Genomic DNA, 24,748 nt, shown 5'->3' with positions numbered 1-24,748 from the left:
CGCTTCACCCCCGCACATCCACGATCGGAGAAGTGTCATGGCCCAGGCCGCAGCCGTGGCGAAGCCACCGCCAAGCACCGCGCAGCCGCCGCCCGACAAGGCGAAGCGGCACAAGCGGCGGCGGGCCGGGGCGACCCCGCGCCGCCTCCCGTATCTGCTGATCGCCCCCGCCGCCCTGCTGATGCTCGGCTTCATCGCGTATCCGGTGGTCAGCGTCTTCTACTACAGCCTGCGGCACTACAACCCCACCAAGCCGTGGCGCAACGGCTTCGCGGGCCTCGACAACTTCGTCACCGCCTTCACCGACGACCCGCAGTTCTGGACCACCCTCGGCTTCAGCCTCCAGTGGGTGGTCGTCGAGATCGTGCTGCAACTGCTGCTCGGCCTCGCGCTCGCCCTGCTCGTCAACCAGACCTTCGTGGGGCGCGCGATGGCCCGCGCCCTCGTCTTCTCGCCGTGGGCCGTCTCCGGCGTCCTCACCTCGACCATCTGGCTGCTGATCTTCAACTCCCAGACGGGCATCACGCGTTACCTCGCCGACGTCGGCATCGGCTCATACGGAACGTCCTGGCTCTCCGACACCGGCACGGTCTTCCCCGCCGTCGTCGTCGCCGAACTCTGGCGCGGCGTCCCGTTCTTCGCGATCCTCATCCTCGCCGACCTCCAGTCCGTCTCCAAGGACCTCTACGAGGCGGCCGAGGTGGACGGCGCGAGCCGCTGGCGGCAGTTCTTCCACATCACGCTGCCGCACCTGAAGGACGCGATCATCCTCTCCACGCTGCTGCGCGCGGTCTGGGAGTTCAACAACGTCGACCTGCTCTACACCCTCACCGGCGGCGGCCCGGCCGGCGAGACGACGACGCTGCCGCTGCGCATCGCGTCCATCGCCGTGGACTCGCACGACTTCGGCTACGCGTCCGCGCTGACCGCCATCGCCTTCGTGATCCTTCTCTTCTGCTCGCTGCTCTATCTGCGGCTCAGCAAGTTCGGGGGCCAGGACAAATGACCGCCACGCTCACCGTCCCGCGCAAGGCCCGGGAGACCACCACCATCGGGCGGACGCCCCGCTGGCAGATCTACACACCTCTCGGGCTGTACCTGCTCTTCACTCTCATCCCCTTCTACTGGATCCTGCTCTTCGCGGTCCGCCCCACCGGCTCCACCTCGCTCGTGCCGTGGCCCGTCACCTTCGAGCACTTCGACAAGGTGTGGACCGAGCGCAGCTTCGCCACGTTCTTCCAGAACAGCCTGCTCGTCGGCGTCGTCTCCATGGTGATGACCACGCTCGTCGCCCTCGCGGGCGGCTACGCGCTGGCCCGCTTCGACTTCCGCGTCAAGCGCGCCTTCATGCTGGCGCTGCTCTGCTCGCAGTTCATCCCGGGCGCGCTGATGCTCGTACCGCTCTTCGAGATCTTCGCCGAGCTGCGGATGATCAACTCGCTGGCCAGCGTCGTCATCGCCGAGACCGTCTTCCAGCTGCCCCTGTCGATGATCCTCATCAGCGGCTTCATCAGGAACGTGCCCTACGTCCTGGAGGAGGCCGCCTGGGTCGACGGCTGCGGACGCTTCCGCGCGTTCTGCGCCGTCGTCCTGCCGATGCTGCGGCCCGGTCTGATCGCGGTCGGCTCCTTCGCCTTCGTGCACAGCTGGAACCACTTCCTCTTCGCCCTGATGTTCCTCAGCGACCAGGGCAAGCAGACGATCCCGGTGGGTCTGGCCACGCTGATGGGCGCCGACAGCGTCGACCTCGGCGCGCTCGCCGCCGGTGGTGTCGTGGCCGCAGTGCCCGTCGTCATCGTCTTCGCGTTCATCCAGAAGTGGCTGGTCACCGGGTTCAGCGCCGGGGCGGTGAAGGGATGAGCGCCCCGGCCCGGGACCTTCGCCTCCCGCTGCCCGTCGTCCTCGCGGGGGCACGCGGGCACGGCCGTTGGCACCTGGAGAACATCCGCCGCCTCCAAGAGGTCGGCCTGGTCCGCCTGGTGGGCGTCTGCGAGCTGAAGCCGCTGGTGGGCGAGGAACTCGTCGGCCTCGGCGGCGCGGTCGAGCAGTCCGACGACTTCGCCGGGCTCCTCGACTCGACCGGCGCCGCCGTCGCCGTCGTCTGCACGCCCATCCCGACCCACACCGAACTGGCGCTGGCCGCCGCGCGGCGCGGCGTCCACCTGCTCCTGGAGAAGCCCCCGGCCCCCTCCTACGCGGAGTTCCGCCGGATGGCCGACGGGGCGGAGGCGGCCGGGACCGCCGTCCAGATCGGCTTCCAGTCGCTCGGCTCGCACGCCGTCCCGGCCATCCGCGGGATCGTCGCCGAAGGGGCGATCGGCGAGGTGACCGGCGTGGGGGCGGCCGGTGCGTGGGTGCGGGACGAGGCCTACTTCCGGCGGGCGCCCTGGGCCGGGCACCGCCGCCTCGACGGCGTGGACGTGGTCGACGGCGTCCTGACCAACCCGCTCGCGCACGCCGTCGCCACCGCCCTCGCCCTGGCGGGCAGCACCGCCGCCGAGGACGTCACGGCCGTGGAGAGCGAACTCTTCCGCGCCAACGCCATCGAGTCCGACGACACGTCGTGCGTCCGCGTGTCCACGGCGGGCGGCGGCCGGGTGACCGTCGCCGCGACGCTCTGCGCGGAGGTGTCGCAGGAGCCGTACGTCGTGGTGCACGGCACGGAGGGGCGCGTCACCTTCTGGTACAAGCAGGACCGGGTGCGGGTGCGGCGCGGCGCCGCCGGGACGACGGGGGTCGCCGGGGTCTCGGCGACCGCGGGCGCACCCGCCCTGTACGGCAGGACCGACCTCCTGGAGAACCTGGTCGAGCACCTCATGGGCCGCGCCGAACTCCTTGTGCCGCCCGCCGCCACCGGCGCGTTCATGCGGGTCGTCGAGGCGGTGCGGCTCGCGCCCGATCCGGTCGCGCTGCCCGCCGAAGCGTGGCGCGAGGCGCCCGGCGAGAGCGCCGGCCGCCGGGTCGTGCAGGGCATCGACGGCCTGGTCGCGGTCGCCGCCGACACGCTCTGCCTCTACTCCGAACTGGGCGCCTCCTGGGCCCGCCGCCCACCCGGACTTCCCCACGGCGACATTCACAACGAGGTGAGTACGTCATGAACACATCCCCGCACCACCCACCCGGCTCCCATGTGCTGCGCTGCGCGGGACGCGCGGTCGCCCGTTACGTCGTCCGGCCCGAACTGGACCGAAGCATGTCGCCCCGCCCCTATCTGCACCCCGTCACCACGCTCTCCGGGACGGCCGTCACCGAACTGAGCCCCGACGACCACCCGCACCACCTCGGGGCCGGTGTCGCGGTGCCCGATGTGGCGGGACGCAACTTCTGGGGCGGGCGGACCTTCGTACGCGACCAGGGGCCGATGGAGCTGGACAACCACGGAGTCCAGCACCACCGGAGTTTCAAGCTGCACGATCCCGACGGCTTCGTCCAGGAGATCGCCTGGGCGGCGGACGGCGACGTGCTGCTGCGCGAGCGGCGCACCGTAGCGGCCGTCGAACTCACCGACGCGGCGTGGGCCTTGGACCTCACCTTCTCGCTCACCAACGCGACCGGCGCCGAGCTGACGATCGGCAGCCCGGCGACCAACGGCCGCCCCGGCGCCGCGTACGGCGGCTTCTTCTGGCGCGCCCCCAAGGCGGCGGCGCCCCCGCGGGTCTTCACCGCCGAGACCGAGGGCGAGGAGGCCGCGCACGCCGCCCGCGCGGAGTGGCTGGCGCTGGCCGGGGACGGCTGGACGCTGGTGTTCGCCGGGGCCACGGCACGGACGCGCCGCGACCCGTGGTTCGTACGCGCCGCCGAGTACCCGGGCGTCGGCTCCTCCCTGGCCTCCGGCGCCCGCCTGCCGCTCGCCCCGCACGACACGCTCGTACGCCGCGTCGTCACCGTCGTGGCCGACGGCACCCTGGACCGCCCCGGGGCGGCGGCGCTGGTCCGCAAGGCGGTGACGGCGTGAGGACGGCCGAGGGGTCTGGCGGTGCCCGGCGGGGCACTGCCGCCGATGCCCGGACGGCGTCGGCCTCGCCGTCGGCCGGGGCCCGGCGGGTGCCCACGACGGCCAGTGCCGAGGTTCGGGCGGCGCCGGCCGCCGACGCCGCGTCCATCCCCTCCGGTACCCGCCTCACCGGTGACCTCGGCGACGGTACCTACCGCAACCCCGTTCTCGGCGCCGACTGGTCCGACCCGGACGTGTTGCGGGTCGGGGACGACTTCTATCTCACCGCGTCCAGCTTCGGCCGGGCCCCCGGGCTGCCGCTGCTGCACTCGCGCGACCTCGTCAACTGGACGCTGATCGGTCACGCCCTGGACCGTCTCGAACCGGCCGAGGCCTTTGCCGCGCCCCGGCACGACTGCGGGGTGTGGGCGCCGTCCCTGCGCCACCACGACGGACGCTTCTGGATCTTCTGGGGAGATCCCGACCACGGTGTCTGTCAAGTGAACGCCCCGCGGATACGCGGGCCTTGGAGTCGGCCCCACCTCCTCAAGGCCGGCAAGGGGCTCATCGATCCCTGCCCCCTGTGGGACGAGGAGAGCGGCTCCGCGTATCTCGTGCACGCCTGGGCCAAGTCGCGCTCCGGCGTGAAGAATCTGCTCACCGGCCACCGGATGAGCCCCGACGGACGCGAACTGCTCGACGAGGGGCAGGTGCTCGTCGACGGCGACCGTATCCCCGGCTGGTTCACCATCGAGGGGCCGAAGCTGTACCGGCACGACGGCTGGTTCTGGATCCTCGCCCCGGCGGGGGGCGTGGCGACCGGCTGGCAGGGCGCGTTCAGGGCCCGGAGCTTCCACGGGCCCTACGAGCGGCGGATCGTCCTCCAGCAGGGCGACACCCCCGTCAACGGGCCGCACCAGGGCGGCTGGGTGCGCACCGCCGGCGGCGAGGACTGGTTCCTGCACTTCCAGCAGCGCGGAGCGTACGGCCGCGTCGTCCACCTCCAGCCCATGCGGTGGGGCACCGACGGGTGGCCGGTGCTCGGTGACGACGGCGCCCCCGTCGACGTACACCGGAAACCCGATCTGCCGCCGCAGCCCCCGTCCGCCCCGGCCACCAGTGACGACTTCCCCGGCGGGCGGCACGGCCTCCAGTGGCAGTGGACCGCCAACCCCCGGACCGGATGGGCCACTTCGCACTCCGGGGACGGGCTGCGCCTGGCCTGCGTCCGCACCGCGCGCGCCGACGACGTACGCGCCCTGCCGCACACGCTCACCCAGCGCCTGCCCCTGAGGCCCTGCACCGTCGAGGTCGAGCTGCGCCTGGACGCCGAAGACCCGGGCGCGCGCGCCGGGTTGGCGGTGCTCGGTGACGCGTACTCCTGGGTCGGCCTGGAGCGGGGCGAGGACGGGACGGCCCGGCTCGTGCACCGGTTCGCCGAAGCGGGCGCGGAGGCGGAGCGGGACGCGGCACCACCGCGCCCGGCACCGAACGGCGCGGCCCGGCTGCGCGTCGAGGTCGCCGGGGGCGCCCGCTGCCGCTTCCACGCCGACACCGGCGACGGCTTCCGGCCCACGGACGGGCCGGTCTTCGTCGCGACGCCCTGGCGCTGGGTCGGCGCCCTGCTCGGCCTGTTCGCGGCGGCGCCCGCGGGCGAGGGGCCGACGGGCACGGCCCTGTTCACGCACTTCCGGATCACTCACTGAAACGCGACCCAAGAAGAGAGCCGATGAGGATCATGAGCATGAACGCGCACGCCCGACGCCGCACCACCGCCGCCCTCGCGCTGACCACCGCCCTCGCCCTGACCGCCACCGCCTGCGGTGACGACGGCAGCGGCGCGGCGGGGGACAAGGGCGGCGAGGGCAGCGGCAAGGGAGAGATCGTCTTCTGGGACAACAACACCGCCGTCCGCCACGACATCTGGATGGAGATCATCGAGGACTTCGAGAAGGAGAACCCCGACATCGACGTCAAGTACGTCGGGGTGCCCGCCGAGAACGTCCAGTCCAAGTACGACACCGCCATCCAGGGCGGCGGGCTCCCCGACGTCGGCGGCGTCGGCGCCGCGATGCTCGCCGGGATCGCCGCGCAGGACGCCCTCGAACCGCTGGACAAGCGCGTCGAGAAGAGCCCTCTGGAGGGCAAGCTGACGTCGGCGATGGTCGACAGCGTCCGCTCGGCGGGCGGCGGCGTCGAGCTGTACACCGTCCCGACGTCCGCGAGCAACGGCGTCCTGTACTACCGCACCGACCTCTTCAAGGCCGCGGGCCTGGACGCGCCCACCACCTGGAAGAAGTTCTACGAAGCAGCCGAGAAGCTCACCGACAAGGACAACAACCGCTTCGGCTACACCATCCGCGGCGGCGAGGGCTCCATCGCGCAGGCCCTCGACGCGATGTACGGGCAGTCCGGCATCGGCGACTTCTGGGACGGCGACGAGACCACCGTCAACGACCCGAAGAACGTGGCCGCGCTGAAGAAGTACGCAGCCCTCTACAAGAAGGCCACGCCCTCCGCCGACCTCAACAACGACTTCACCAAGATGGTCGCCCAGTGGGACAGCGGCCAGATCGGCATGCTCAGCCACAACCTCGGCTCCTACCAGGACCACGTGAAGGCGCTCGGCGAGGACAAGTTCCGGGGCCTGCCCAACCCGACGACCGACGCGGGCGTACGCGTCCAGGTGTCCAACCCCGTCGACGGGCTCGGCCTCTTCAAGTCGAGCAAGAAGAAGAAGGCCGCCTGGAAGTTCATCGAGTTCGCCGCCTCGCACAAGTCCAACAGCAAGTGGAACGAGTCGGCGGGCGCCATCCCCGCGAACACCGACGCCGCCAAGGACTCCTGGGTGAAGAAGTCCGAGCCCACCAAGCTCGCCGCCGAAGCGCTCAACGACGGCTCCCTCAAGATCGTGCAGCTGCCGTACCACCTGCCCGACTGGAACACCATCAGCAAGGCCGAGAACGAGCCGAACTTCCAGAAGGTGCTGCTCGGCAAGATGTCCGCCAAGGACTTCCTCGACTCGCTCGCCGAGCAGCTCAACGAGGCGCAGGCCGAGTGGAAGAAGGAGCACCAGTGACCGCCGCGGGCCCCGGCCGGCGCACCCTCTACATCGCGGGCGACTCCACCGCCGCACAGAAGTACCGGCCCGCCGCGCCCGAGACGGGCTGGGGCATGGCCCTGCCCTTCTTCCTGCGCCCCGCCCTCCCGGTCGCCAACCACGCGGTGAACGGACGGAGTTCGAAGAGCTTCGTCGACGAGGGCCGCCTCACCGCGATCCTCGCCGGGATCGGCCCCGGCGACCTCCTCCTGATCCAGTTCGGCCACAACGACGCGAAGCGCGAGGACCCCGTCCGGTACACCGAGCCGTGGACGACCTACCAGGAGTACCTGCGCCAGTACGTCGCCGGGGCGCGGGCGCGTGGCGCGCGCCCCGTGCTGCTCACCTCCGTGGAACGCCGTCGCTTCGACGAGGGCGGTACCGCCGTGCCCACCCACGGGGACTACCCGGACGCGATGCGGGCGCTGGCCGCCGACGAGGGCGCCGCGCTCCTCGACATCCAGGCGCTGTCCCTCGCGCTGTGGGACAAGCTCGGCGCCGAGGAGACCAAGCGGTACTTCAACTGGACCGCGTCCGAACAGGACAACACCCACTTCAACCCGCCCGGCGCGATCGCCGTGGCCCGCCTCGTCGCGGCGGAGCTGCTGCACCGCAGGGTGCTCGCCCCGGGCGATGTGCGCCGCCTCGACGACGCGGTCCCGGAGACCTGGATCACCTGGCCGACGGAGGAGAGACCATGACGACGCGTGTCCGTCCCATCCTGCTCGCGGGCTGTACGGCCCTCACCCTCACCGTCGCGGTCCTCGCCGTCCCGGCCGCGGCGGCGGCGCACCCGGCACCCGCCCGCGACACCCTCCCCGCACGTGACGGCTGGGCGTCCGCCGACGGCGGCACCACCGGCGGCGCGGGCGCGGGCGCCGCCCGCACCCATACGGTCACCACCTGGGCCGAGTTCAGGGCCGCGCTCGCCGCGGGCGGCGCAGGGCCCCGGATCATCAAGGTCAAGGGGACGCTGGACGCCACCGGGGCGGGCGGCTGCGCGGCGTTCGAGGCGGAGGGGTACGACTTCGACAAGTACCTCGCCGCGTACGACCCCGCCGTGTGGGGCAGGGACCGGCCGGTCGGCGGCGAGCAGGAGGACCTGCGCGCGGCCTCGGCGGCCCGGCAGGCCGCGGCCGTCAAGGCGTACGTCCCCTCCGACACGACCGTCGTGGGGATCGGCAAGAACGCGGGCATCACCGGGGGCAGCCTCCAGATCAAGGACGCGGACAACGTCGTCGTCCGCAACCTCACGCTGGAGAGCCCCCTCGACTGCTTCCCGCAGTGGGATCCCACGGACGGCGCTCGGGGCGCCTGGAACTCGGAGTACGACAGCGCGGTGGTGTACGGCTCCACGCACGTCTGGCTGGACCACAACACGTTCACCGACGGCGCCCACCCCGACAGCTCGCTGCCCTCCTACTACGGAGAGCTCTACCAGCGGCACGACGGCGAGCTGGACGTCGTACGGGGCGCCGACCTCGTCACCGTCTCCTGGAACGTCTTCGCCGACCACGACAAGACGCTCATGATCGGCAACAGCGACAGCGCGGGCGCCACCGACCGCGGCAGGCTCCGCGTCACGCTCCACCACAACCTCTTCCGGAACATCGTCGAGCGCGCCCCACGCGTGCGCTTCGGCAAGGTCGACGCCTACAACAACCACTTCGTCGTCCCGCGCGACGGCTACCAGTACTCCTTCGGCATCGGCGCCGAGTCCCAACTCGTCGGCCAGTTCAACGCGTTCACCCTGCCGGGCGGAGTCGGCGCCGGGCGCGTCCTGAAGAAGTGGAAGGAGGCGCCCGTCACCGCCGACCACAACTACGTGAACGGCAAGCGCGTCGACCTGATCGCCGCCCACAACGCGGAGTTCCCGGAGGAGACGCTCCAGCCCGACGCGGGCTGGACCCCGCGCCTGCGCACCCACGTCGACCACCCGCGCGCGGTGCCGCAGGTGGTGACCCACGGAGCGGGCGCGCACAAGCTCCACTGACCCCCGGGCCACAGTCGACGCCCCAGCCACCCAAATCGACCGAGCCGCACCGCGAAGGAGCATCTCCATGCCCTCGCCCCACCCGCACACCCCTCCAAGCCGCCGCTCCCTGCTCGTCGCGAGCGTCGGCGCCGCGGTCGCCCTTGGCGCGTCCGTCCTGGCGCCGCCCGCCTCGGCCACCACTTCCCGCCGCCCCTTCGGCCGCTACGGTTCACCCACCACCCGTCGGGACGACCGCACGCTGTACGTGCATCCGCGCCCCGGCGCCGGCGACTTCACCCGTGTCCAGGCCGCCGTGGACGCGGCGGGCGGCCCCGGCTGGACGCTCGTTCTCGCCCCGGGGACGTACAGAGAAGTCGTGAAGGTCACCGCCGGGCACACCGGGCAGCCCGGCCTCACCCTCATCGGAGCGAGCGGTGACCCGCGCGACGTCGTCATCGTGTACGACAACGCGGCCGGCACGCCCCGGCCGGACGGCGGCGGCACCTACGGCACGTCCGGTTCGGCGACCGTCACCGTGGAGGCCGACGGGTTCACCGCGCGCGACGTGACGTTCGCCAACGACTGGCTGCGGGCAGAGCACCCCGACATCGTCTCCGGGACGCAGGCGGTCGCGCTCAAGGCGACGGGCGACCGCTCGGCGTTCTTCCGCTGCCGCTTCCTCGGCCACCAGGACACGCTGTACGCCGACACGAGGGCGCTCACCGCCTTCGCCCGGCAGTACTTCCGCGACTGCTATGCCGAAGGCGACGTCGACTTCGTCTTCGGACGGGCCACGGCGGTCTTCGACGGCTGCCGGTTCCACACGCTGCACCGGACCGACCTGTCGGGTGCGCCGTTCGGCTTCGTGTTCGCGCCGAGCACCGCGCTCGCCAATCCGCGCGGGTACCTCGTGGTGAGGTCCCGCGTCACGAGCGGCGCCCCGGACGCGTACTACAAGCTGGCCCGCCCCTGGGTCCCGTCGTCCGACCGGAGCGCGAAGCCGATGCTGACCGTGCGCGACTCGCGCCTCGGCGCGGGCATCGACGCGAAGGCGCCCTACGGAACCATGGCGTCGGGCCACCCGTGGCAGAACCAGCGCTTCGCCGAGTACCGCAACACCGGCCCCGGCGCCGCCGTCACCGACCCGGCCCAGCGCCCGCAACTCACCCCACCCGAAGCCGCGTCGGCCACGCGAGAGAGGTACCTGGGCGGCGACTGGAGGCCGTACGCCTAGGAAGAAGGACGGGCGGCAACTCCCGGGCGGGCCGCGGCGACTGACGGGGTAAGTCCCGCACCCACCCCTCCCGGGAGGCCCCGTGCGCAACCCGCTTCATCACCGCAGACGCAGGACGACGCGCCTGGCGCTCGCAGCCGCCGCAGCCGGGGCGGTCGCCGCCGGGCTCGTCACGCTGCCCGGGGCGTCCTCGACGGCATCCGCCGCACCGGCGGCCCGGCAGGCCGAGCGGCTCGACCGCGGCGCCGTCAGCGTCCACAACGGCAGCGGCAACCTGGTGAGTTGGCGCTGGCTCGCCGCCGACCCGACGGATGTCGCCTTCAACGTCTACCGGGGCGGTACGAAGGTCAACGCGTCGCCCATCACCGGCTCGACGAACTACTTCCACTCCGGGGCGCCCGCCTCGGCCGACTACACCGTCCGCGCCGTCGTGGGCGGCGTCGAGCAGGGCGACTCGGTGCACGCCGTCCAGTTCCGCGGCGGGTACAAGGACGTGCCGATCAGCCCGCCCGCGGGCGGCTCCGGCTACACGTACGAGGCGAACGACGCGTCCGTCGGCGACCTGGACGGCGACGGCGCGCTCGACTTCGTACTGAAGTGGCAGCCCACCGACGCCAAGGACAACGCGCAGGCCGGCGTCACCGGCAACACCGTCATCGACGGCATCAAGCTGGACGGCACCCGGCTCTGGCGCGTCGACCTGGGGCGCAACATCCGCTCCGGCGCGCACTACACGCAGTTCCAGGTGTACGACTACGACGGCGACGGCAGGGCCGAGATCGCCATGAAGACCGCGGACGGCACCGTCGACGGCACCGGCGGGACGATCGGCAGCGCGTCGGCCGACCACCGCAACGCGAACGGGTACGTGCTCACCGGACCCGAGTTCCTGACCATGTTCGACGGCCGGACCGGCGCCGCCATGCAGAGCGTCGACTACGTCCCGGCGCGCGGCGACGTCGCCTCCTGGGGCGACGGTTACGGAAACCGCGTGGACCGCTTCCTCGCGGCGACCGCCTACCTGGACGGCTCACGGCCGTCACTGATCATGGCGCGCGGCTACTACACGCGCAGCGTCATCGCCGCCTGGGACTGGCGCGACGGCCGGTTCACACGCCGCTGGACCTTCGACACGGACTCCTCGACCAACACGGGCAAGGGGTACGACGGGCAGGGCAACCACAGCCTGTCCGTCGCGGACGTCGACAAGGACGGCAAGGACGAGATCGTCTACGGCGCCATGACCGTCGACGACAACGGCCACGGGCTGTGGACGACGAAGCTCGGACACGGCGACGCGGGTCATGTCGGCGACCTCGACCCGTCCCGCGCCGGACTCGAATACTTCAAGGTGTCCGAGGACAGCTCCAAGCCCGCCTCCTGGATGGCAGACGCCCGCACCGGACAGATCCTGTGGCGGACCGCGCCGGGCGCCGACAACGGCCGCGGCGTCTCCGCCGACGTCCACGCGGGCTCCCCGGGCGCGGAGTCCTGGTCCGCGGCCGACACCGCCCTGCGCTCGCCCTCCGGCGCCCCGGTCGGGCGCGAACCTTCCAGCGTCAACTTCCTGAGCTGGTGGGACGGCGACACCACCCGCGAACTGCTCGACGGCACCCGCGTCGACAAGTACGGCACCGGCGGCGAGACCCGCCTGCTGACCGGCGCGTCCGTCTCCGCCAACAACGGCACGAAGGCGACCCCCGCGCTCTCCGGTGACATCCTCGGCGACTGGCGCGAGGAGGTCGTCTGGCGCACCTCCGACAACCGCGCCCTGCGGATCTACTCGACCCCGCACCAGACCAACACCCGGATCACGACCCTCCTCCAGGACACCCAGTACCGCACGGCCCTGGCCTGGCAGAACACCGCGTACAACCAGCCCCCGCACCCGAGCTTCTTCATAGGAAACGGGATGGCGACCGCGCCACGTCCCACGGTCGCCACTCCCTGAACCCCCCGGCCCGTACGGCTACCGGGCCGCGGTGTCGCCATAGACGATGCCGCGGCCGTTCGTCGCCACGTACACCCGGCCGTAGATCTTCGGGTCGCCGGTGATGGCGGCCCCCGTCCAACCCCACTGGTGGTGCGCGTCGTTGACCCGCACCCAGCTCGCGCCCGCGTCCGTGGAGCGGAAGATGCCGCGCACGCCGCCGATCCTCGCGCTGGTGTAGAGCGTCTGGTAGGAGGCGCCGGGCGCCGCCTTGCCGAAGCCGATGGTGTCGGCCTCCTGGACGCCGCCGACCTTGGTGAAGCTCGTACCGCCGTTCGTGGAGTGCCACAGGCCGTACGTGCCGCCCGCCTTGCCGCCGGCGAGCCAGACGTCACCCTTCTTGCCGGGCACGGCCTGGAACTTCACGGGCCCCTCGGTGGGCAGGCCCGCCGACGCCTTCGCGGCAAAGGTGCTGCCGCCGTCCGAACTGACGTAGAAGACACCCGTCCTGAAGCCGTAGAACCTCTTCGGGTCGACGCGGTCCGCCTCGACCACCGCGCCCTGCGGGATGCCCTTGGCGGCCGTCCACGACGACCCCGGGCCGGAGGCGGTGTGCACGCCCGCGCCCTCCGGGCTCCACACGAAGCGGCTCCCGTCGGCCGCGGCGGCGACGGTGCCGCCGCCCGTGACGCCCGAAGGCTCCTGCCCGCCCGACCAGGTGGCGCCGTTGTCCGTGGAGAAGGCGACGCGGGGCGCCGCGTCGGCGTTGCCGGACCGTACCACCGTGTCCGGCTCGGCCGCGGCGTAGTCGAGGCTCGTCGTGGACGTGAAGTTCGGAGATGTGTACATCAGCGGCGGCACCTTGGTGACGTTTGTGTGCCGGAAGCCGCCGATGTCGCCGAGCGCGCTGAGCAGCGGCGCCCCGGACGGGGGAGCGGCGAGGTCGTTGACGGCGGTCTCCTCCAGGCCCTTCACCATGGGCGTGATGGTGAACTTGCCGCCCGCCACGTCCCACTTGGTGAGGTCCTCCGTGCCGTAGACCGTGGCGCCCGTGCCGTACATCATCCGGTCCGAGTCGAACGGGTCGATCTCCAGGGCCTCCGTCATCCATCCGAGCTTCGGCGTCTGCTCGGGCGGCGCCGGGTTCGCGCCCCAGGACAGCCAGGGGACGGAGGAGATGTCCATGGTGTAGCGGTTCTCGCGCGTCGGATACGAGGAGTAGCCCCACGCCGACGTCCAGTTGGCGCCGCTGTCCTTGGTGCGGAAGATCTGCGTGTCGGGCCACCAGGAGCTGTAGCCGGTGACCATGACGGTGCCCGGGTTCCGCCGGTCGACGGTCAGCCCGCTGAAGCCGTAGTGGGTGTCGGCCTCGGCGACCGGGCTGATGTTCTTCCACTCGCCGGTCCTCGTCGCGTACCGCCAGACCTGGCCCTTGCCGCCGTCGTAGGGTCCGGCCCGGTCGCTGTACGTGAGGTAGAGATAGCCGTTCTCCGCGTCGAGGACACCCTTGTGGGCGAGCAGACCTGTCGGCTGGCCGGCGACACGCGTCCAACTGGATCCGCCGTCCGTCGACTTGTAGACGGGGTTGTCCTTGTCTGCGACGCCCACATAAAGCGTCTGTGTCTTCGTGTCGCCCGACCCCGTCGACTCGTCGAAAGTGACCCAGACGATGCCCTGGTTGTCGGAGTTGTAGCCGCTCGTGTCGCTCGGGTCCTGCTGGAAGTTGCCGGGGTTGGGGAAGTTCGTCACCTGCTTCCAGGTGGCGCCCGCGTCCGTGGAGCGCCACAGCCCCTTGCCGCTGGGCGCCCCCAGATAGAGCACGTCGTTGTCGTGCGGGTCGACGGCCAGGCGCTCGCCCATGCCACGGCCCGGCATGTTCCCGCCCAGCTTGAACGGCAGGTCGGCCTTGCGCCAGGTCTCGCCCCGGTCGGTGGAGCGCAGCACGGCGCCGTTGCCCGGGTCCCAGTCGTTCGTGTACGTGCCGACCGCCGCGTACACCCGGTCGGGGTCGACGGAGTCGGACGCGAGGCTCACCACGCCGGTGTGGCCCCAGTCGTCCCAGCCGACCGAGTCCAGCAGCGGCTTCCAGGACTTGGCGGACTCCTGCCAGCGGTAGGCGCCGCCGATGTCCGTGCGCGCGTAGGCGAGATCGCGCTCGGAGCGGTTGAAGACGATACCGGGGACGAAGCCGCCCCCGTCGACGCGGACGTTCTTCCAGTCGTACGTCTCGGCCGTCGCGGCAGCCGGGGCGTGGTCGTCGGCGGTCGCCACCGGACCGCCGGCGAGCAGTCCGCCGAGCAGGCCGAGGAGAGCGGGAAGTACGCGCGCTCTGTGCGCGCGGGGCACAGCAGGCATGGTGGGGGGTCCCTTCGCACGTCGGACGGGGAAGACAGGGGCGGCCCTGGGGATCAGGGCTCAAGCAGCTCCGCGTACGCGCCGATGGCCAGCGCGACGTCCACCTGCGCCCAGAACCGGTGGTACGTGAAGGTGGGCGCGTTGCCGCCCGCCAGATACGCCTGCACCTTCGGCCAGTCGGGGTCCTTCTTGTAGAAGGAGCGGATGGAGAGGAAGGTCGACGAGGAGTTGACCGGGTCGCCGTTCGGCATGGTGCCGTTCCAGCCGCCCGGCACGTACACCGCGTCGTCGAAGCGGTTGTAGTCGGCCCGCTTCTCCGCCACCGCGACACCCCGGGCGTCCTGGTGGTGCGTCCACATGCCGTCGAGCAGCGCCTTGGCGGTCGCCTTGGCCCGCGCGTGGCCGGACCTGGCGGCGTAGTAGACCAGCGTCCGCGCGTAGGCGCCCGCGACGCCCACGTCGTTGGTGCGGTCCACGACCGAGACGTGCAGTCCCGCGTTGGCCCCCGGACGGGACGGGTTCCAGGTGTCCGGCTTCCCGGACCAGCCGAGCGTCGACGGGAAGAGGTACGTCCCGTCCGCGTTGACGGTCGTGTGCGCCAGCGCCCAGTTCACCCACTTGTCCAGGACGGCCTTGGCGTCCGCCGCGCCCGTCTGGTGGTAGTACTCGGCGACCCGCTCCATCGACCAGGCCTGGAAGCCGAACCACTGGTTCGACGGCGGGTCGTGGTAGACGGGCTTCTCGTCGTAGTACATGCCGTAGAACGTGGGCGTGCCGGCGGGCGGCGTCGCGTAGCGGCCCTGCCAGCTGTTGGTCGCGCCGCCCGCGATGGCACCCTCGGTGGACTGCAGCCAGCGGTAGAACTCCAGCTGCCGCTTGAGGCTCTGCGCCCAGTCCGCCTTGCCCGTGGCCGACTTGGGCGCCAGGGCCGCGTACGAGGAGAGGGCGTGCGCGGCGAGGGGGTTCTGGTAGCCGCCGTGGCTGTGGCTGCAGCCGATGCGCCAGGCCCAGCCCGCCGAGGTGTCCAGGGCGCCGCCCCACGCGTAGTACCAGGACAGGAGGTAGTGCGCGCTGTTCTTGCCGCTGCCGGGCGCGCAGCCGGAGGGCGACGTGCAGTCGCCGACCTTCTTGAAGTACTTGTCGAACATCGCGTAGCGCAGGTAGTCGCCCATCTTCGCGGCCTTCGCGACGGTCGCCGCGACCTGCGCCTGCCTGCCCTGCGCGGTGGCCCACTTGTGCGCCCAGTACGCGGCCTGCACGGCGCGCGCGTCGGCGTCGGGCGCGTTGGTGTACTTCCACTGCCTGGCGTACGAGGCGTCGCCGGTGAAGAGGTCGAGGTAGCCGTTGCGGCCGCCGTAGGTGAAGTCGTCGCGGCACGGCTGCGTGACCGTCTCCCAGACCGACTCCTGGGGGCCGCGCTGGAAGGTGTTGATGTACGTCGGGGCGGTGCCCGAGCCGCCGAGGCCGTACGTGTTGTCGACGTCCTGGAGCCAGTGCATGCCGTAGATGTCGTCGGTGCCGTACGCGCCGCGCAGCTCGGCCGCGAGAGGGTCGGTGCCGACGGCCACGGACGGGTCGAGGCGGGCCGGGTACTGGGCGGGGACGTCCCATTCGGGCGCGTACGTAGCCGGTTTCGACGCATTGTAGAAACTGTTCGTCGGCTGGTCCGCGCGCGTGGGGATCATGAATTTCTCCATGGTTTCCCACGCCGTGTTGAACCGGCTCCAGTCGCCCGTGACCTTGCCGTACATGGCTTGCAGCCATATCAGATAGCTGTACGCCTCCGAGGTCGTCTCGTGCCCGTGATCGGGGGCCTCGACAATCAGCGTCTCGACGGAGTGGTACGGAATGCCCTCCGGCGAGAAATAGCCGTTCGCGGGATTTGTGATCTTGCCGTAGAGATCGAGGAAGCGCTGCTCGTACGGGGTGGCCGCGGCCGACGACTCCCCGGCGTGGGCCTGCTGAGCTGCGGGGTCGAGCGTCGAGAGGACCGGCATCGCGGCCGCTGCCGCGCCGATGGCCAGTACGCGACGGCGGCTGAGGGCCTGTCTGGACTCGGCCGGGTCAGGTAGGGAGTGCATGCGGGTGCCCTTCTCCCGGAGATCTTCCAGGGATCTTTCAGAGATCTGCCGAGTGGTGTGGGAGCTTGGTGTGGGAGCGCTCCCAAAATCCTTCTGCGACTTGGGGTTGTCAAGGGTGCTCGCGCGCATCGAGTTGTCGAATTCATTCGACGGGGAACGCGCGGAAATTTCTTGGGAAACCCGGCAACCTTTTCTCTTCCCCGCGGTGACTCCTCGTCAGGCACCTGTGATTACCGACCGACAAGGAGACGCTCATGGGACATTCCCGGCGGCTGTTCCGCACGTTCGCCGTGCTGGCCGTCCTGCTCGTCGCCGGCGGTCTCACCACACCGGCGTCCGCGCTCCCCGCCGCGTCCGCGCTCCCCAGCGCGGCCGCGCCGCCGCCCGTCCTGCACGCCGAGGGCAACCGCCTCGTCGACGAGGAGGGCACCGCCCGCCGACTCCTCGGAGTCAACCGCTCCGGCGGTGAGTTCGCCTGCGTCCAGGGCTGGGGCATCTTCGACGGCCCCGTCGACGACGCCTCCGTGCAGGCCATCGCGGACTGGAACGCCAACACCGTACGCATCCCGCTCAACGAGGAGTGCTGGCTCGGCACCGCCAACATCGACCCCCGCTACCGGGGCGCGAACTACCGCTCCGCCATCGACGCCCTCGTGCGGCGCGTCCAGGCCCACGGCATGACCCCGATCCTCGAACTGCACTGGTCGCACGGCCAGTACACCGGCAACTCCGCCGGGTGCCACGACGTGCACGCCAGCTGTCAGAAGCCGATGCCCAACGCCGCGTACACCCCCGCGTTCTGGACCTCGGTCGCGACCGCCTACAAGAACGACCCCGAGGTCGTCTTCGACCTCTTCAACGAGCCCTACCCGGACCGCGCGACCCCCACCACCGCCCAGGCGTGGACCTGCTGGCGCGACGGCGGCACCTGCCCCGGCATCGGCTACGAGGTCGCCGGGATGCAGGATCTCCTGGTCGCCGTACGCAAGACGGGCGCCCGCAACCTCGTCCTGGCCGCCGGCATCGCGTACTCGAACGACCTCAGCGGCTGGCTGCGGCACGCGCCCCACGACCCGGCCGGCAATCTCGCCGCGGCCTGGCACGTCTACAACTTCAACACCTGCTCCGACGAAGCCTGTTGGGACCGCACCCTCGCCCCCGTCGCCGCCCGAGTCCCGCTCGTCGCGGGCGAGGTCGGCGAGAACACCTGCGCGCACGGATTCACCGACCGCGTCATGAAGTGGTTCGACGACCGCGCGCTCTCGTACCTCGGCTGGACCTGGAACGCCTGGGACTGCTCATCGGGCCCGGCCCTGATCCGCTCCTACGACGGCACACCCACCCCGTTCGGCATCGGGCTGCGCGACCATCTGCGCGCCCTCGACACCTGAGAGGCACCGGACCACACATGAGCCGCACACGCATACGCACCCACCACAGATCGCGCACCCTCCTGCTCGCCCTCTCCACCCTGCTCGCCGTCAGCGGAGGCACCGCCGTCGCCCTCACCGGCGAGAGCGGCGGGGCCGCGGCCGCCGCCCGCGTCGACAACCCGTACGCGGGCGCCAAGGTGTACGTGAACCCCGAGTGGTCGAAGAAGGCCGCCGCCGAGCCGGGCGGCAGCGCCGTCTCCCAGCAGCCCACCGGCGTCTGGCTCGACCGGATCGCCGCGATCGCGGGCGGCAACGGCAAGATGGGGCTGCGCCAGCACCTAGACGCGGCCCTGCAACAGCGCGCGGGAGTTGTGCAGTTGGTCATCTACAACCTGCCGGGCCGGGACTGCGCGGCCCTCGCCTCCAACGGCGAACTCGGCCCCACCGAGATCGACCGCTACAAGCGGGACTACATCGACCCGATCGCGAAGATCCTCGCCGAGGCGAAGTACGCGAGCCTCCGCATCGTGACGACCGTCGAGATCGACTCGCTGCCCAACCTCGTCACCAACACCTCGGGCCGCCCCACCGCGACCCCCAACTGCGACGTGATGAAGGCCAACGGCAACTACGTGAAGGGCGTCGGCTACGCCCTCAAGCAGCTCGGCGCAGTCCCCAACGTCTACAACTACGTCGACGCCGCCCACCACGGCTGGATCGGCTGGGACGACAACTTCGCCGCCTCCGCGCAGCTCTTCCGGCAGGCCGCCACCGCCGAGGGCAGCACCGTCGACAACGTCCACGGCTTCATCACCAACACCGCCAACTACAGCGCGCTGAAGGAAGACCACTTCAGAATCGGCGACACGGTCGGGGGCCGCTCGGTCCGCGAGTCGAAGTGGGTCGACTGGAACCGCTACACCGACGAGCTGTCCTTCGCCCAGGCCTTCCGCAACCAGCTGGTGTCCACCGGCTTCCGGCCCGACATCGGCATGCTCATCGACACCTCCCGCAACGGCTGGGGCGGCACGGCACGTCCCACCCGTCCGGGCCCGGCGACGGACGTCGACTCCTACGTCAACGGCGGCCGCTACGACCGCCGCATCCACCTCGGCAACTGGTGCAACCAGTCCGGCGCGGGCCTCGGCGAACGCCCGAAGGCCGCACCGGAGCCCGGCATCGACGCCTACGTCTGGATGAAGCCGCCGGGCGAGTCCGACGGCTCCAGCAAGGAGATCCCGAACGACGAGGGCAAGGGCTTCGACCGGATGTGCGACCCCACCTATGAGGGGAACGCCCGCAACAACTACAACAGGACGGGCGCCCTGCCCGACGCCCCGCTCTCGGGCCAGTGGTTCTCGGCCCAGTTCCAGGAGCTCCTGAAGAACGCTCACCCGGCGGTATAGCCGCACGGCGGGGCGCCCCGCCCCTGCTCAGCGGAGTCGAAGCGCTTCGACTCAACGTATGGACAGGCCAAGGGCGCCCCCTTAGGGTCGGTCGCACCGTCACCGTCCCGTCGCCCAACCCAGGAGAGCCGCATGGTCACCCTCGCCGAGGTCGCCAAGCACGCCGGAGTCTCGGCCAGCACGGTGAGCTACGTCCTCAGCGGCAAGCGGTCGATCTCGACCGGCACCCGGGAGCGTGTCGAACGCAGCATCCAGCACCTCGGCTACCACCCCAACGCGGGCGCCCGCGCCCTGGCGAGCAGCAAGTCCAACGTCATCGCCCTGATGATGCCGCTGCGCACCGACATGTACGTACCGGTGATGATGGAGATCGCCATCGCCGTCGCCACCACGGCCCGCACCCACGGTTACGACGTGCTGCTCCTGACCGGCGACGAGGGCCCCGCGGCCGTGCGCCGCGTCACCGGCAGCGGCCTCGCCGACGCCATGATCCTCATGGACGTCGAGCTGGACGACGAGCGGCTCCCGCTCCTTCGCGAGAGCACGCGGCCCGCGGTGCTCATCGGTCTGCCCGCCGAAACGGCCGAACTCACCTGCGTGGACCTGGACTTCGTGGCGACGGGCGCGCTCTGCGTGGAGCACCTGGCCGGGCTCGGCCACCGCGACATCGCCGTCATCGGCGAGGCCCCCGCCGTCTACGAACGGCACACCGGCTTCGCCGAGCGCACCCTCGACGGGCTGCGCGGCAAGGCCCGCGAGCTGGGGGTTCGGCTGCTGCACCGGCCCTGCGAGGCGGGGTACGGGCCGACGGCGGCCACGCTCGCCCGGGTCTTCGACGAGCGCCCCGGCACCACGGGCCTCGTCGTCCAGAACGAGTCGGCCGTGGAGCCGCTGCTCGGCCTGCTGCGCCAGCAGGGCCGCGCGGTGCCCGAGGACGTGTCGGTGATCGCGGTCTGCCCGGACCAGGTGGCCCTGCAGGCGTCCGTGCGGCTCACCTCGGTCTCCATACCCGCCGAGGAGATGGGCCGCAGGGCCGTGGAGCGGATCGTCGCCAAGCTGGCGGGGCGGACCGAGGACGACGTCACGCTGATCGCCCCCCGGCTGACGGTGCGGGCCAGTTCGGGCAGCGCCCCCGCCTGACCCGCCGCACGGCAGGGGCGCGTTCGCGATTCGCTACCGCAAGTGGTCACATCACTCCTGAGGGTGATGTTCCGATCCGGTCGCGGACTGCTTCTCTAGCAGGAGTCCCTTGTGGCAGACACTCCCGATCGGAGTACTAAATGAGGCTCTCCGCCCGCTGTGCTTGCGCGGCGCTGATCTTGCTGCTCCCCCTCGCCGCCGTCCCGCCCGCGGCCGCCCAGCCGAGCCCGAAGGAGCCCGCGCGCTCCACCCCCGCACCACTGCGCACCACGTCGGCGCCCATCCCGGACCAGTACATCGTCACCCTGAGGTCCGACACCGCCGCGACGGCCACCAAGGTCACCCGGCAGGTCGGCGTCACCCCGCTCCACGAGTACGAGCGTGTGCTGAACGGCTTCGCGGCCAAGCTCGACGCGACCCAGCTCGCGGCCGTACGCGGCCTTCCGGACGTGGCGGCCGTCGAGCAGGACGCGGTGGTCACCGCCGACCCGCGGCGTGCGGAGCGCATCCCGGCCGCCAGCTGGGGCCTCGACCGCATCGACCAGCCCTACCTCCCGCTCAACCAGCAGTACAACGTCGACAGCACCGGCGCCGGCGTCACGGCGTACATCCTCGACACCGGCATCGACTACGGCCACACGGAGTTCGGCGGCCGTGCCAGGCCCGGCTTCGACGCGATGGGCGACGGCAGGAACGGCCAGGACTGCAACGGCCATGGCACGCACGTCTCGGGGACCGTCGCCGGGGCGAACTTCGGAGTGGCCCGGCAGGCGGGCCTGGTCAGCGTCCGTGTCCTCGGCTGCGACGGAAGGGGCTCGTTCGCCGGGATGATCGCCGGCATGGACTGGGTGGCGAAGAACGCCAGGCAGCCCGCGGTCCTCAACGGCTCCCTCGGCGGCCCGCGGAGCGACGCCCTCAACCAGGCCGCCACCGCGCTCTCGGACCGTGGCGTCCTGCCAGTGATCGCCGCGGGCAATGAATCGGCCGACGCGTGCAACGTCTCGCCCGCGAGCGCCGACCGGGTCCTCACCGTGGGGGCCACCGAACACCGGGACCAGGAGACCAGTTTCTCCAACTACGGCCCATGCCTGGACATTTACGCGCCCGGAGCCGCCATCGTCTCGGCCAGGCTCGGCGGCGGGAGCACGGCGCTGAACGGCACGTCCATGGCCAGTCCCCACGTCGCCGGTGTGGCCGCCCTCCTCAAGTCGCACTATCCGTCGGCGACCCCCGGCCAGGTGTCCACCTGGATTCTCGACAAGTCGGTGAAGGACGTCCTCACGGTGACCAAGTCCTCCCCGAACCGCCTCGTTCAGACCGCCGGCCTCTGACCGCCGGCCTCTGACCGCACGGCCTCCTCCAGGACGGCCACCGCGTACCGCCCGAGGCTGATCGTCCCCTCGACCGTCCGGCCGGTCAGGAGTTCGCGGTGGCGTCCGGGCACCGCGACGCTCACCTCGCCGCGCCCGTGGTGAAGGAGGAACAGCAGGGCGCCGCGGCGCACGGCCTCGACTTGCCGGGGAAGCCCGTCGAGGGGAGGCCGTGCGCCTGCCTGTGCCGCGGCTCGGGTGAGCAGATCGCGCAGGGCGGACGGTTCGGGGAGCGTGGAGACGTACCAGGCGCGGCCCCGGCGGAGCACCGCGGGCAGCTGGTGGGCGCGGCGCGGCGGCAGGACCCCCTCCCAGGCGTCGTAGTCCTGGCCCCAGAAGGCGCTGCCCCAGGCGGAGTTGAGCGACGACAGTGAACCGTACCGGCCCTGGAGCCAGCGGCGGAACGCGGCCGCCGCCTCGTCGCCCCAGTCGTAGGTGCAGTACTCGTTGTTGATGTGCCACATCGTGAGCGCGGGGTGGTGGGCGTAGCGCGCCGCCAGGTCCTCGGTGATGGCGGCGGCGTACCGGCGGTAGACGGCGCTGGAGTGCGCGAAGTGCTGGCGCGAGCCCCACCACTCCACCTGCCCGTTCTCGTCGCGCGGCAGCGTCTCGGGGTGGAGCCGGCCCAGCCACGGCGGGGGAGAGGAGGTCGGCGTGGCGAGGACCACGCCGATGCCGTGCCCGTGCATCAGATCCATCAGCCGGTCCAGCCAGCCGAAGACCCGTACGCCCGGCCGGGGTTCGAGCTTCGCCCAGGAGAACACGCCGAGGGTGACGGAGTTGACCCCGGCCTCCCGCATCAGGCGCGCGTCCTTCGCCCAGATCTCCTCGGGCCACTGCTCGGGGTTGTAGTCGCCGCCGAACAGGATCCGGCCGCGCGCGGTGTCGTTCAGGGAAGGCATCGTCCGCATCAGCCCTTCACCGCGCCGGTGAGCATGCCCTGCTTGAAATGCCGCTGCACGAACGGCGCCAGGACGGCGACCGGGAGCAGCGCCAGGACCATCACGGCCATCTGGATGGCGAGCGGCGACAGGTGTCCGGTGTTGATCGCCTGGCTGAGGCCCGTGGGCCGCTGCTGCTTGATCACCAGCTGCTGCATGACGTTCTGCAACGGCATCATGTCCGGGTCGCTGAGGTAGATCGAGGCGTTGAACCACGCGCTCCAGTACCCCACCGCGTAGAAGAGCGTGATCACCGCGAGCACCGCGCGGGACAGCGGCATGACGATCCGCCACAGGATGCGCAGGTCCCCGGCCCCGTCGATGCGGGCGCTCTCGATCAGCTCCTGCGCCGTGCCCATGAAGAACGCCCGCAGGACGAGGATGTTGAAGACGTTCAACGCGCTCGGCAGGATCAGCGACAGATAGGTGTCGGTGAGGCCGAGGCCCTGCACCACCAGATAGGTGGGGATCAGCCCGGCCCCGAAGAACATCGTGGCGACGATCAGCAGCAGGATGGGGCGGTGCAGCACGGACCCCGGGCGCGAGAGGCCGTACGCGCACAGCACCGACACCACCATGCTGAAGAGCGTGCCGACGACCGTGACGCCCACGCTGACCAGCGTGGCCCGCGAGACCTGGCCGCCGCCGAGCAGCTCCTGGTAGTGGATGAAGGTGACGCCCCGGGGGATCACCACCAGGCCGCCCGTCTCGGTGATCGTCCTCACCGAGGAGAGGCTGGTGACGACCACCACCCACACCGGGAAGAGGACGGCAAGGCAGACCAGGGACAGCGTCACGCCCTTGGTGGCGAGCCCGGCCCGGGTCGGCGGCTCCTCCCACACCGGCCGCAGACCCGTGCGGCTGCCCGGCTTGATGCCGAAGTCGAGCACGCTCACCGCTTGTACACCCCCTGCTCGCCCATGAGGTGGGCGGCTTTGTTGGCGCCGAGCACCATCAGGAGGCCGAAGACGCCCTTGACGATGCCGATGGCGGCGCCGTAGCCGAAGTTGCCGTTGTCCAGGCCGGTGTTCCAGACGTACGTGTCGAGGACTTCGGACGCCGTGGGGCCCACCGCCGTGCGCTGGAGCAGGATCTGTTCGAAGCCGACGGTGAGCGCGTTGCCGACCTGGAGGACGAGGAGCAGGGCCACGACCGGGCGCAGCGCCGGCAGCTGGATGTGCCACATGCGCCGCCAGCGGTTCGCGCCGTCCATCGCCGCCGCCTCGTACAGGTCGGGGCTGACCGCGGCGAGCGCGGCGAGGAAGACGATGACGCCCCAGCCCGCGTCCTTCCAGACCATCTCGAAGGTGACCAGGAACTTGAACAGGCCCGGGTCGGTCATCAGGTCGAAGCCGTCGTGGCCGTGGTCCCGCAGGACCTGCGCGACCAGACCCGCCCCTCCGAACATCTGCTGGAAGACCGTGATGACCAGGACCCAGGAGAAGAAGTGCGGGAGGTAGAGGATGGCCTGGGCGACGGCCCGTACCCGGGGGCGCACGAAGCTGTTGATGAACAGCGCGAGCAGCACCGGCACCGGGAAGAACAGCGTCAGCTGGATCGCGAAGATGGCGAGGGTGTTCCTGACCGCCTGCCAGAACAGCCGGTCCTCCACCATGTGCCGGAAGTGCTCGAAGCCGATCCAGGGACTCCGCGACATCGCCTGGAACGCGTTGTCCGCGATGTAGGGGTCGTAGTCCTGGAAGGCGACGACGTTGCCGATCAGCGGTACGTAGTTGAAGACGAGCAGGAGCAGCAGCGCGGGCAGCACCATCAGGAGCAGGACGCGGTCGCGGCGCAGCCGGTGACGGAGCGGGACGCGGGGCGCGGATCGCTCGGCCGGGGGCGCGGCATCGGCGGGCTCGGGTGCCCGCTCGGCCGCGGCGCGGGGACGAGTCGTGCTCTGCGCCAT

Annotated in this window: 18 protein-coding genes and 2 pseudogenes; 14 read left to right on the top strand and 6 right to left on the bottom strand. The window is 71.3% G+C overall.

Annotated features, from left to right (window positions below; translation table 11 throughout):
- The first annotated feature begins 37 nt into the window (after positions 1-37).
- From ACWDZ7_RS14000 to ACWDZ7_RS13955, 10 genes are all read left to right on the top strand, one after another.
- A complete protein-coding gene (locus tag ACWDZ7_RS14000) occupies positions 38-1,006 on the top strand; it encodes a carbohydrate ABC transporter permease (protein WP_451796921.1) in 969 nt (322 codons plus the stop codon).
- Positions 1,003-1,860 carry a carbohydrate ABC transporter permease gene (locus tag ACWDZ7_RS13995; RefSeq protein ID WP_451796920.1) on the top strand — a complete coding sequence of 286 codons (858 nt, stop codon included), beginning with the start codon at positions 1,003-1,005 and terminating at the stop codon, positions 1,858-1,860. Before ACWDZ7_RS14000 ends, ACWDZ7_RS13995 begins: the two co-directional genes overlap by 4 nt.
- Positions 1,857-3,098, top strand: coding sequence for a Gfo/Idh/MocA family protein (locus ACWDZ7_RS13990; protein WP_451796919.1), 1,242 nt, complete (start codon positions 1,857-1,859; stop codon positions 3,096-3,098). Before ACWDZ7_RS13995 ends, ACWDZ7_RS13990 begins: the two co-directional genes overlap by 4 nt.
- The gene (locus tag ACWDZ7_RS13985) at positions 3,095-3,955 is read left to right on the top strand and encodes a DUF6807 domain-containing protein (protein WP_451796918.1); all 861 of its coding nucleotides are present in this window, start codon (positions 3,095-3,097) and stop codon (positions 3,953-3,955) included. The genes ACWDZ7_RS13990 and ACWDZ7_RS13985 overlap by 4 nt, the downstream gene beginning before the upstream one ends.
- 146 nt (positions 3,956-4,101) lie before the next feature.
- Positions 4,102-5,640 carry a family 43 glycosylhydrolase gene (locus ACWDZ7_RS13980; protein ID WP_451797092.1) on the top strand — a complete coding sequence of 513 codons (1,539 nt, stop codon included), beginning with the start codon at positions 4,102-4,104 and terminating at the stop codon, positions 5,638-5,640.
- 23 nt (positions 5,641-5,663) lie between these two features.
- Positions 5,664-7,013, top strand: a complete 1,350-nt coding sequence (locus ACWDZ7_RS13975) for an ABC transporter substrate-binding protein (protein ID WP_451796917.1) — start codon at positions 5,664-5,666, stop codon at positions 7,011-7,013.
- The gene (locus ACWDZ7_RS13970) at positions 7,010-7,735 is read left to right on the top strand and encodes a rhamnogalacturonan acetylesterase (RefSeq protein WP_451796916.1); all 726 of its coding nucleotides are present in this window, start codon (positions 7,010-7,012) and stop codon (positions 7,733-7,735) included. Before ACWDZ7_RS13975 ends, ACWDZ7_RS13970 begins: the two co-directional genes overlap by 4 nt.
- On the top strand, positions 7,732-9,027 hold the full coding sequence (locus tag ACWDZ7_RS13965) for a pectate lyase family protein (protein WP_451796915.1): 1,296 nt from the start codon (positions 7,732-7,734) through the stop codon (positions 9,025-9,027). Before ACWDZ7_RS13970 ends, ACWDZ7_RS13965 begins: the two co-directional genes overlap by 4 nt.
- Positions 9,028-9,094: 67 nt before the next feature.
- The gene (locus tag ACWDZ7_RS13960) at positions 9,095-10,243 is read left to right on the top strand and encodes a pectinesterase family protein (RefSeq protein ID WP_451796914.1); all 1,149 of its coding nucleotides are present in this window, start codon (positions 9,095-9,097) and stop codon (positions 10,241-10,243) included.
- Positions 10,244-10,325: 82 nt separating this feature from the next.
- Positions 10,326-12,194: a rhamnogalacturonan lyase gene (locus tag ACWDZ7_RS13955; protein ID WP_451796913.1), complete on the top strand. Its 1,869-nt coding sequence runs from the start codon at positions 10,326-10,328 to the stop codon at positions 12,192-12,194.
- A gap of 18 nt (positions 12,195-12,212) precedes the next feature.
- Here the strand turns inward: ACWDZ7_RS13955 and ACWDZ7_RS13950 are convergent, their stop codons facing one another.
- Both ACWDZ7_RS13950 and ACWDZ7_RS13945 read right to left on the bottom strand, forming a co-directional pair.
- A complete protein-coding gene (locus tag ACWDZ7_RS13950) occupies positions 12,213-14,528 on the bottom strand; it encodes a WD40/YVTN/BNR-like repeat-containing protein (protein WP_451796912.1) in 2,316 nt (771 codons plus the stop codon).
- 53 nt (positions 14,529-14,581) lie between these two features.
- Positions 14,582-16,459: pseudogene (locus tag ACWDZ7_RS13945) on the bottom strand (glycoside hydrolase family 48 protein); the annotation flags it as partial.
- 404 nt (positions 16,460-16,863) lie between these two features.
- Between ACWDZ7_RS13945 and ACWDZ7_RS13940 the strand changes: the two are divergent.
- The 4 genes from ACWDZ7_RS13940 to ACWDZ7_RS13925 all read left to right on the top strand — a co-directional run bounded on the left by ACWDZ7_RS13940 (position 16,864) and on the right by ACWDZ7_RS13925 (position 21,859).
- Positions 16,864-18,000: a glycoside hydrolase family 5 protein gene (locus ACWDZ7_RS13940; protein WP_451796911.1), complete on the top strand. Its 1,137-nt coding sequence runs from the start codon at positions 16,864-16,866 to the stop codon at positions 17,998-18,000.
- A 17-nt stretch (positions 18,001-18,017) separates the two neighbouring features.
- A complete protein-coding gene (locus tag ACWDZ7_RS13935; protein WP_451796910.1) occupies positions 18,018-19,388 on the top strand; it encodes a glycoside hydrolase family 6 protein in 1,371 nt (456 codons plus the stop codon).
- A 132-nt stretch (positions 19,389-19,520) separates the two neighbouring features.
- The gene (locus ACWDZ7_RS13930; RefSeq protein WP_451796909.1) at positions 19,521-20,528 is read left to right on the top strand and encodes a LacI family DNA-binding transcriptional regulator; all 1,008 of its coding nucleotides are present in this window, start codon (positions 19,521-19,523) and stop codon (positions 20,526-20,528) included.
- A 140-nt stretch (positions 20,529-20,668) separates the two neighbouring features.
- Positions 20,669-21,859, top strand: a complete 1,191-nt coding sequence (locus ACWDZ7_RS13925) for a S8 family peptidase (RefSeq protein ID WP_451796908.1) — start codon at positions 20,669-20,671, stop codon at positions 21,857-21,859.
- Here the strand turns inward: ACWDZ7_RS13925 and ACWDZ7_RS13920 are convergent.
- The 4 genes and pseudogenes from ACWDZ7_RS13920 to ACWDZ7_RS13905 all read right to left on the bottom strand — a co-directional run bounded on the left by ACWDZ7_RS13920 (position 21,841) and on the right by ACWDZ7_RS13905 (position 24,748).
- Positions 21,841-22,032 (bottom strand): Beta-galactosidase C-terminal domain, encoded by a 192-nt coding sequence (locus ACWDZ7_RS13920; protein WP_451797090.1) that lies wholly within the window; start codon positions 22,030-22,032, stop codon positions 21,841-21,843. The genes ACWDZ7_RS13925 and ACWDZ7_RS13920 overlap by 19 nt on opposite strands.
- Positions 22,033-22,173: 141 nt before the next feature.
- Positions 22,174-22,800: pseudogene (locus ACWDZ7_RS13915) on the bottom strand (beta-galactosidase); the annotation flags it as partial.
- Between the two features lie 8 nt (positions 22,801-22,808).
- On the bottom strand, positions 22,809-23,735 hold the full coding sequence (locus tag ACWDZ7_RS13910; protein ID WP_451796907.1) for a carbohydrate ABC transporter permease: 927 nt from the start codon (positions 23,733-23,735) through the stop codon (positions 22,809-22,811).
- On the bottom strand, positions 23,732-24,748 hold the full coding sequence (locus tag ACWDZ7_RS13905) for an ABC transporter permease (RefSeq protein ID WP_451796906.1): 1,017 nt from the start codon (positions 24,746-24,748) through the stop codon (positions 23,732-23,734). The genes ACWDZ7_RS13910 and ACWDZ7_RS13905 overlap by 4 nt, the downstream gene beginning before the upstream one ends.

The organism is Streptomyces sp. NPDC003032 (assembly GCF_053591415.1).
This window is presented reverse-complemented; position numbering and strand designations above follow the sequence as displayed.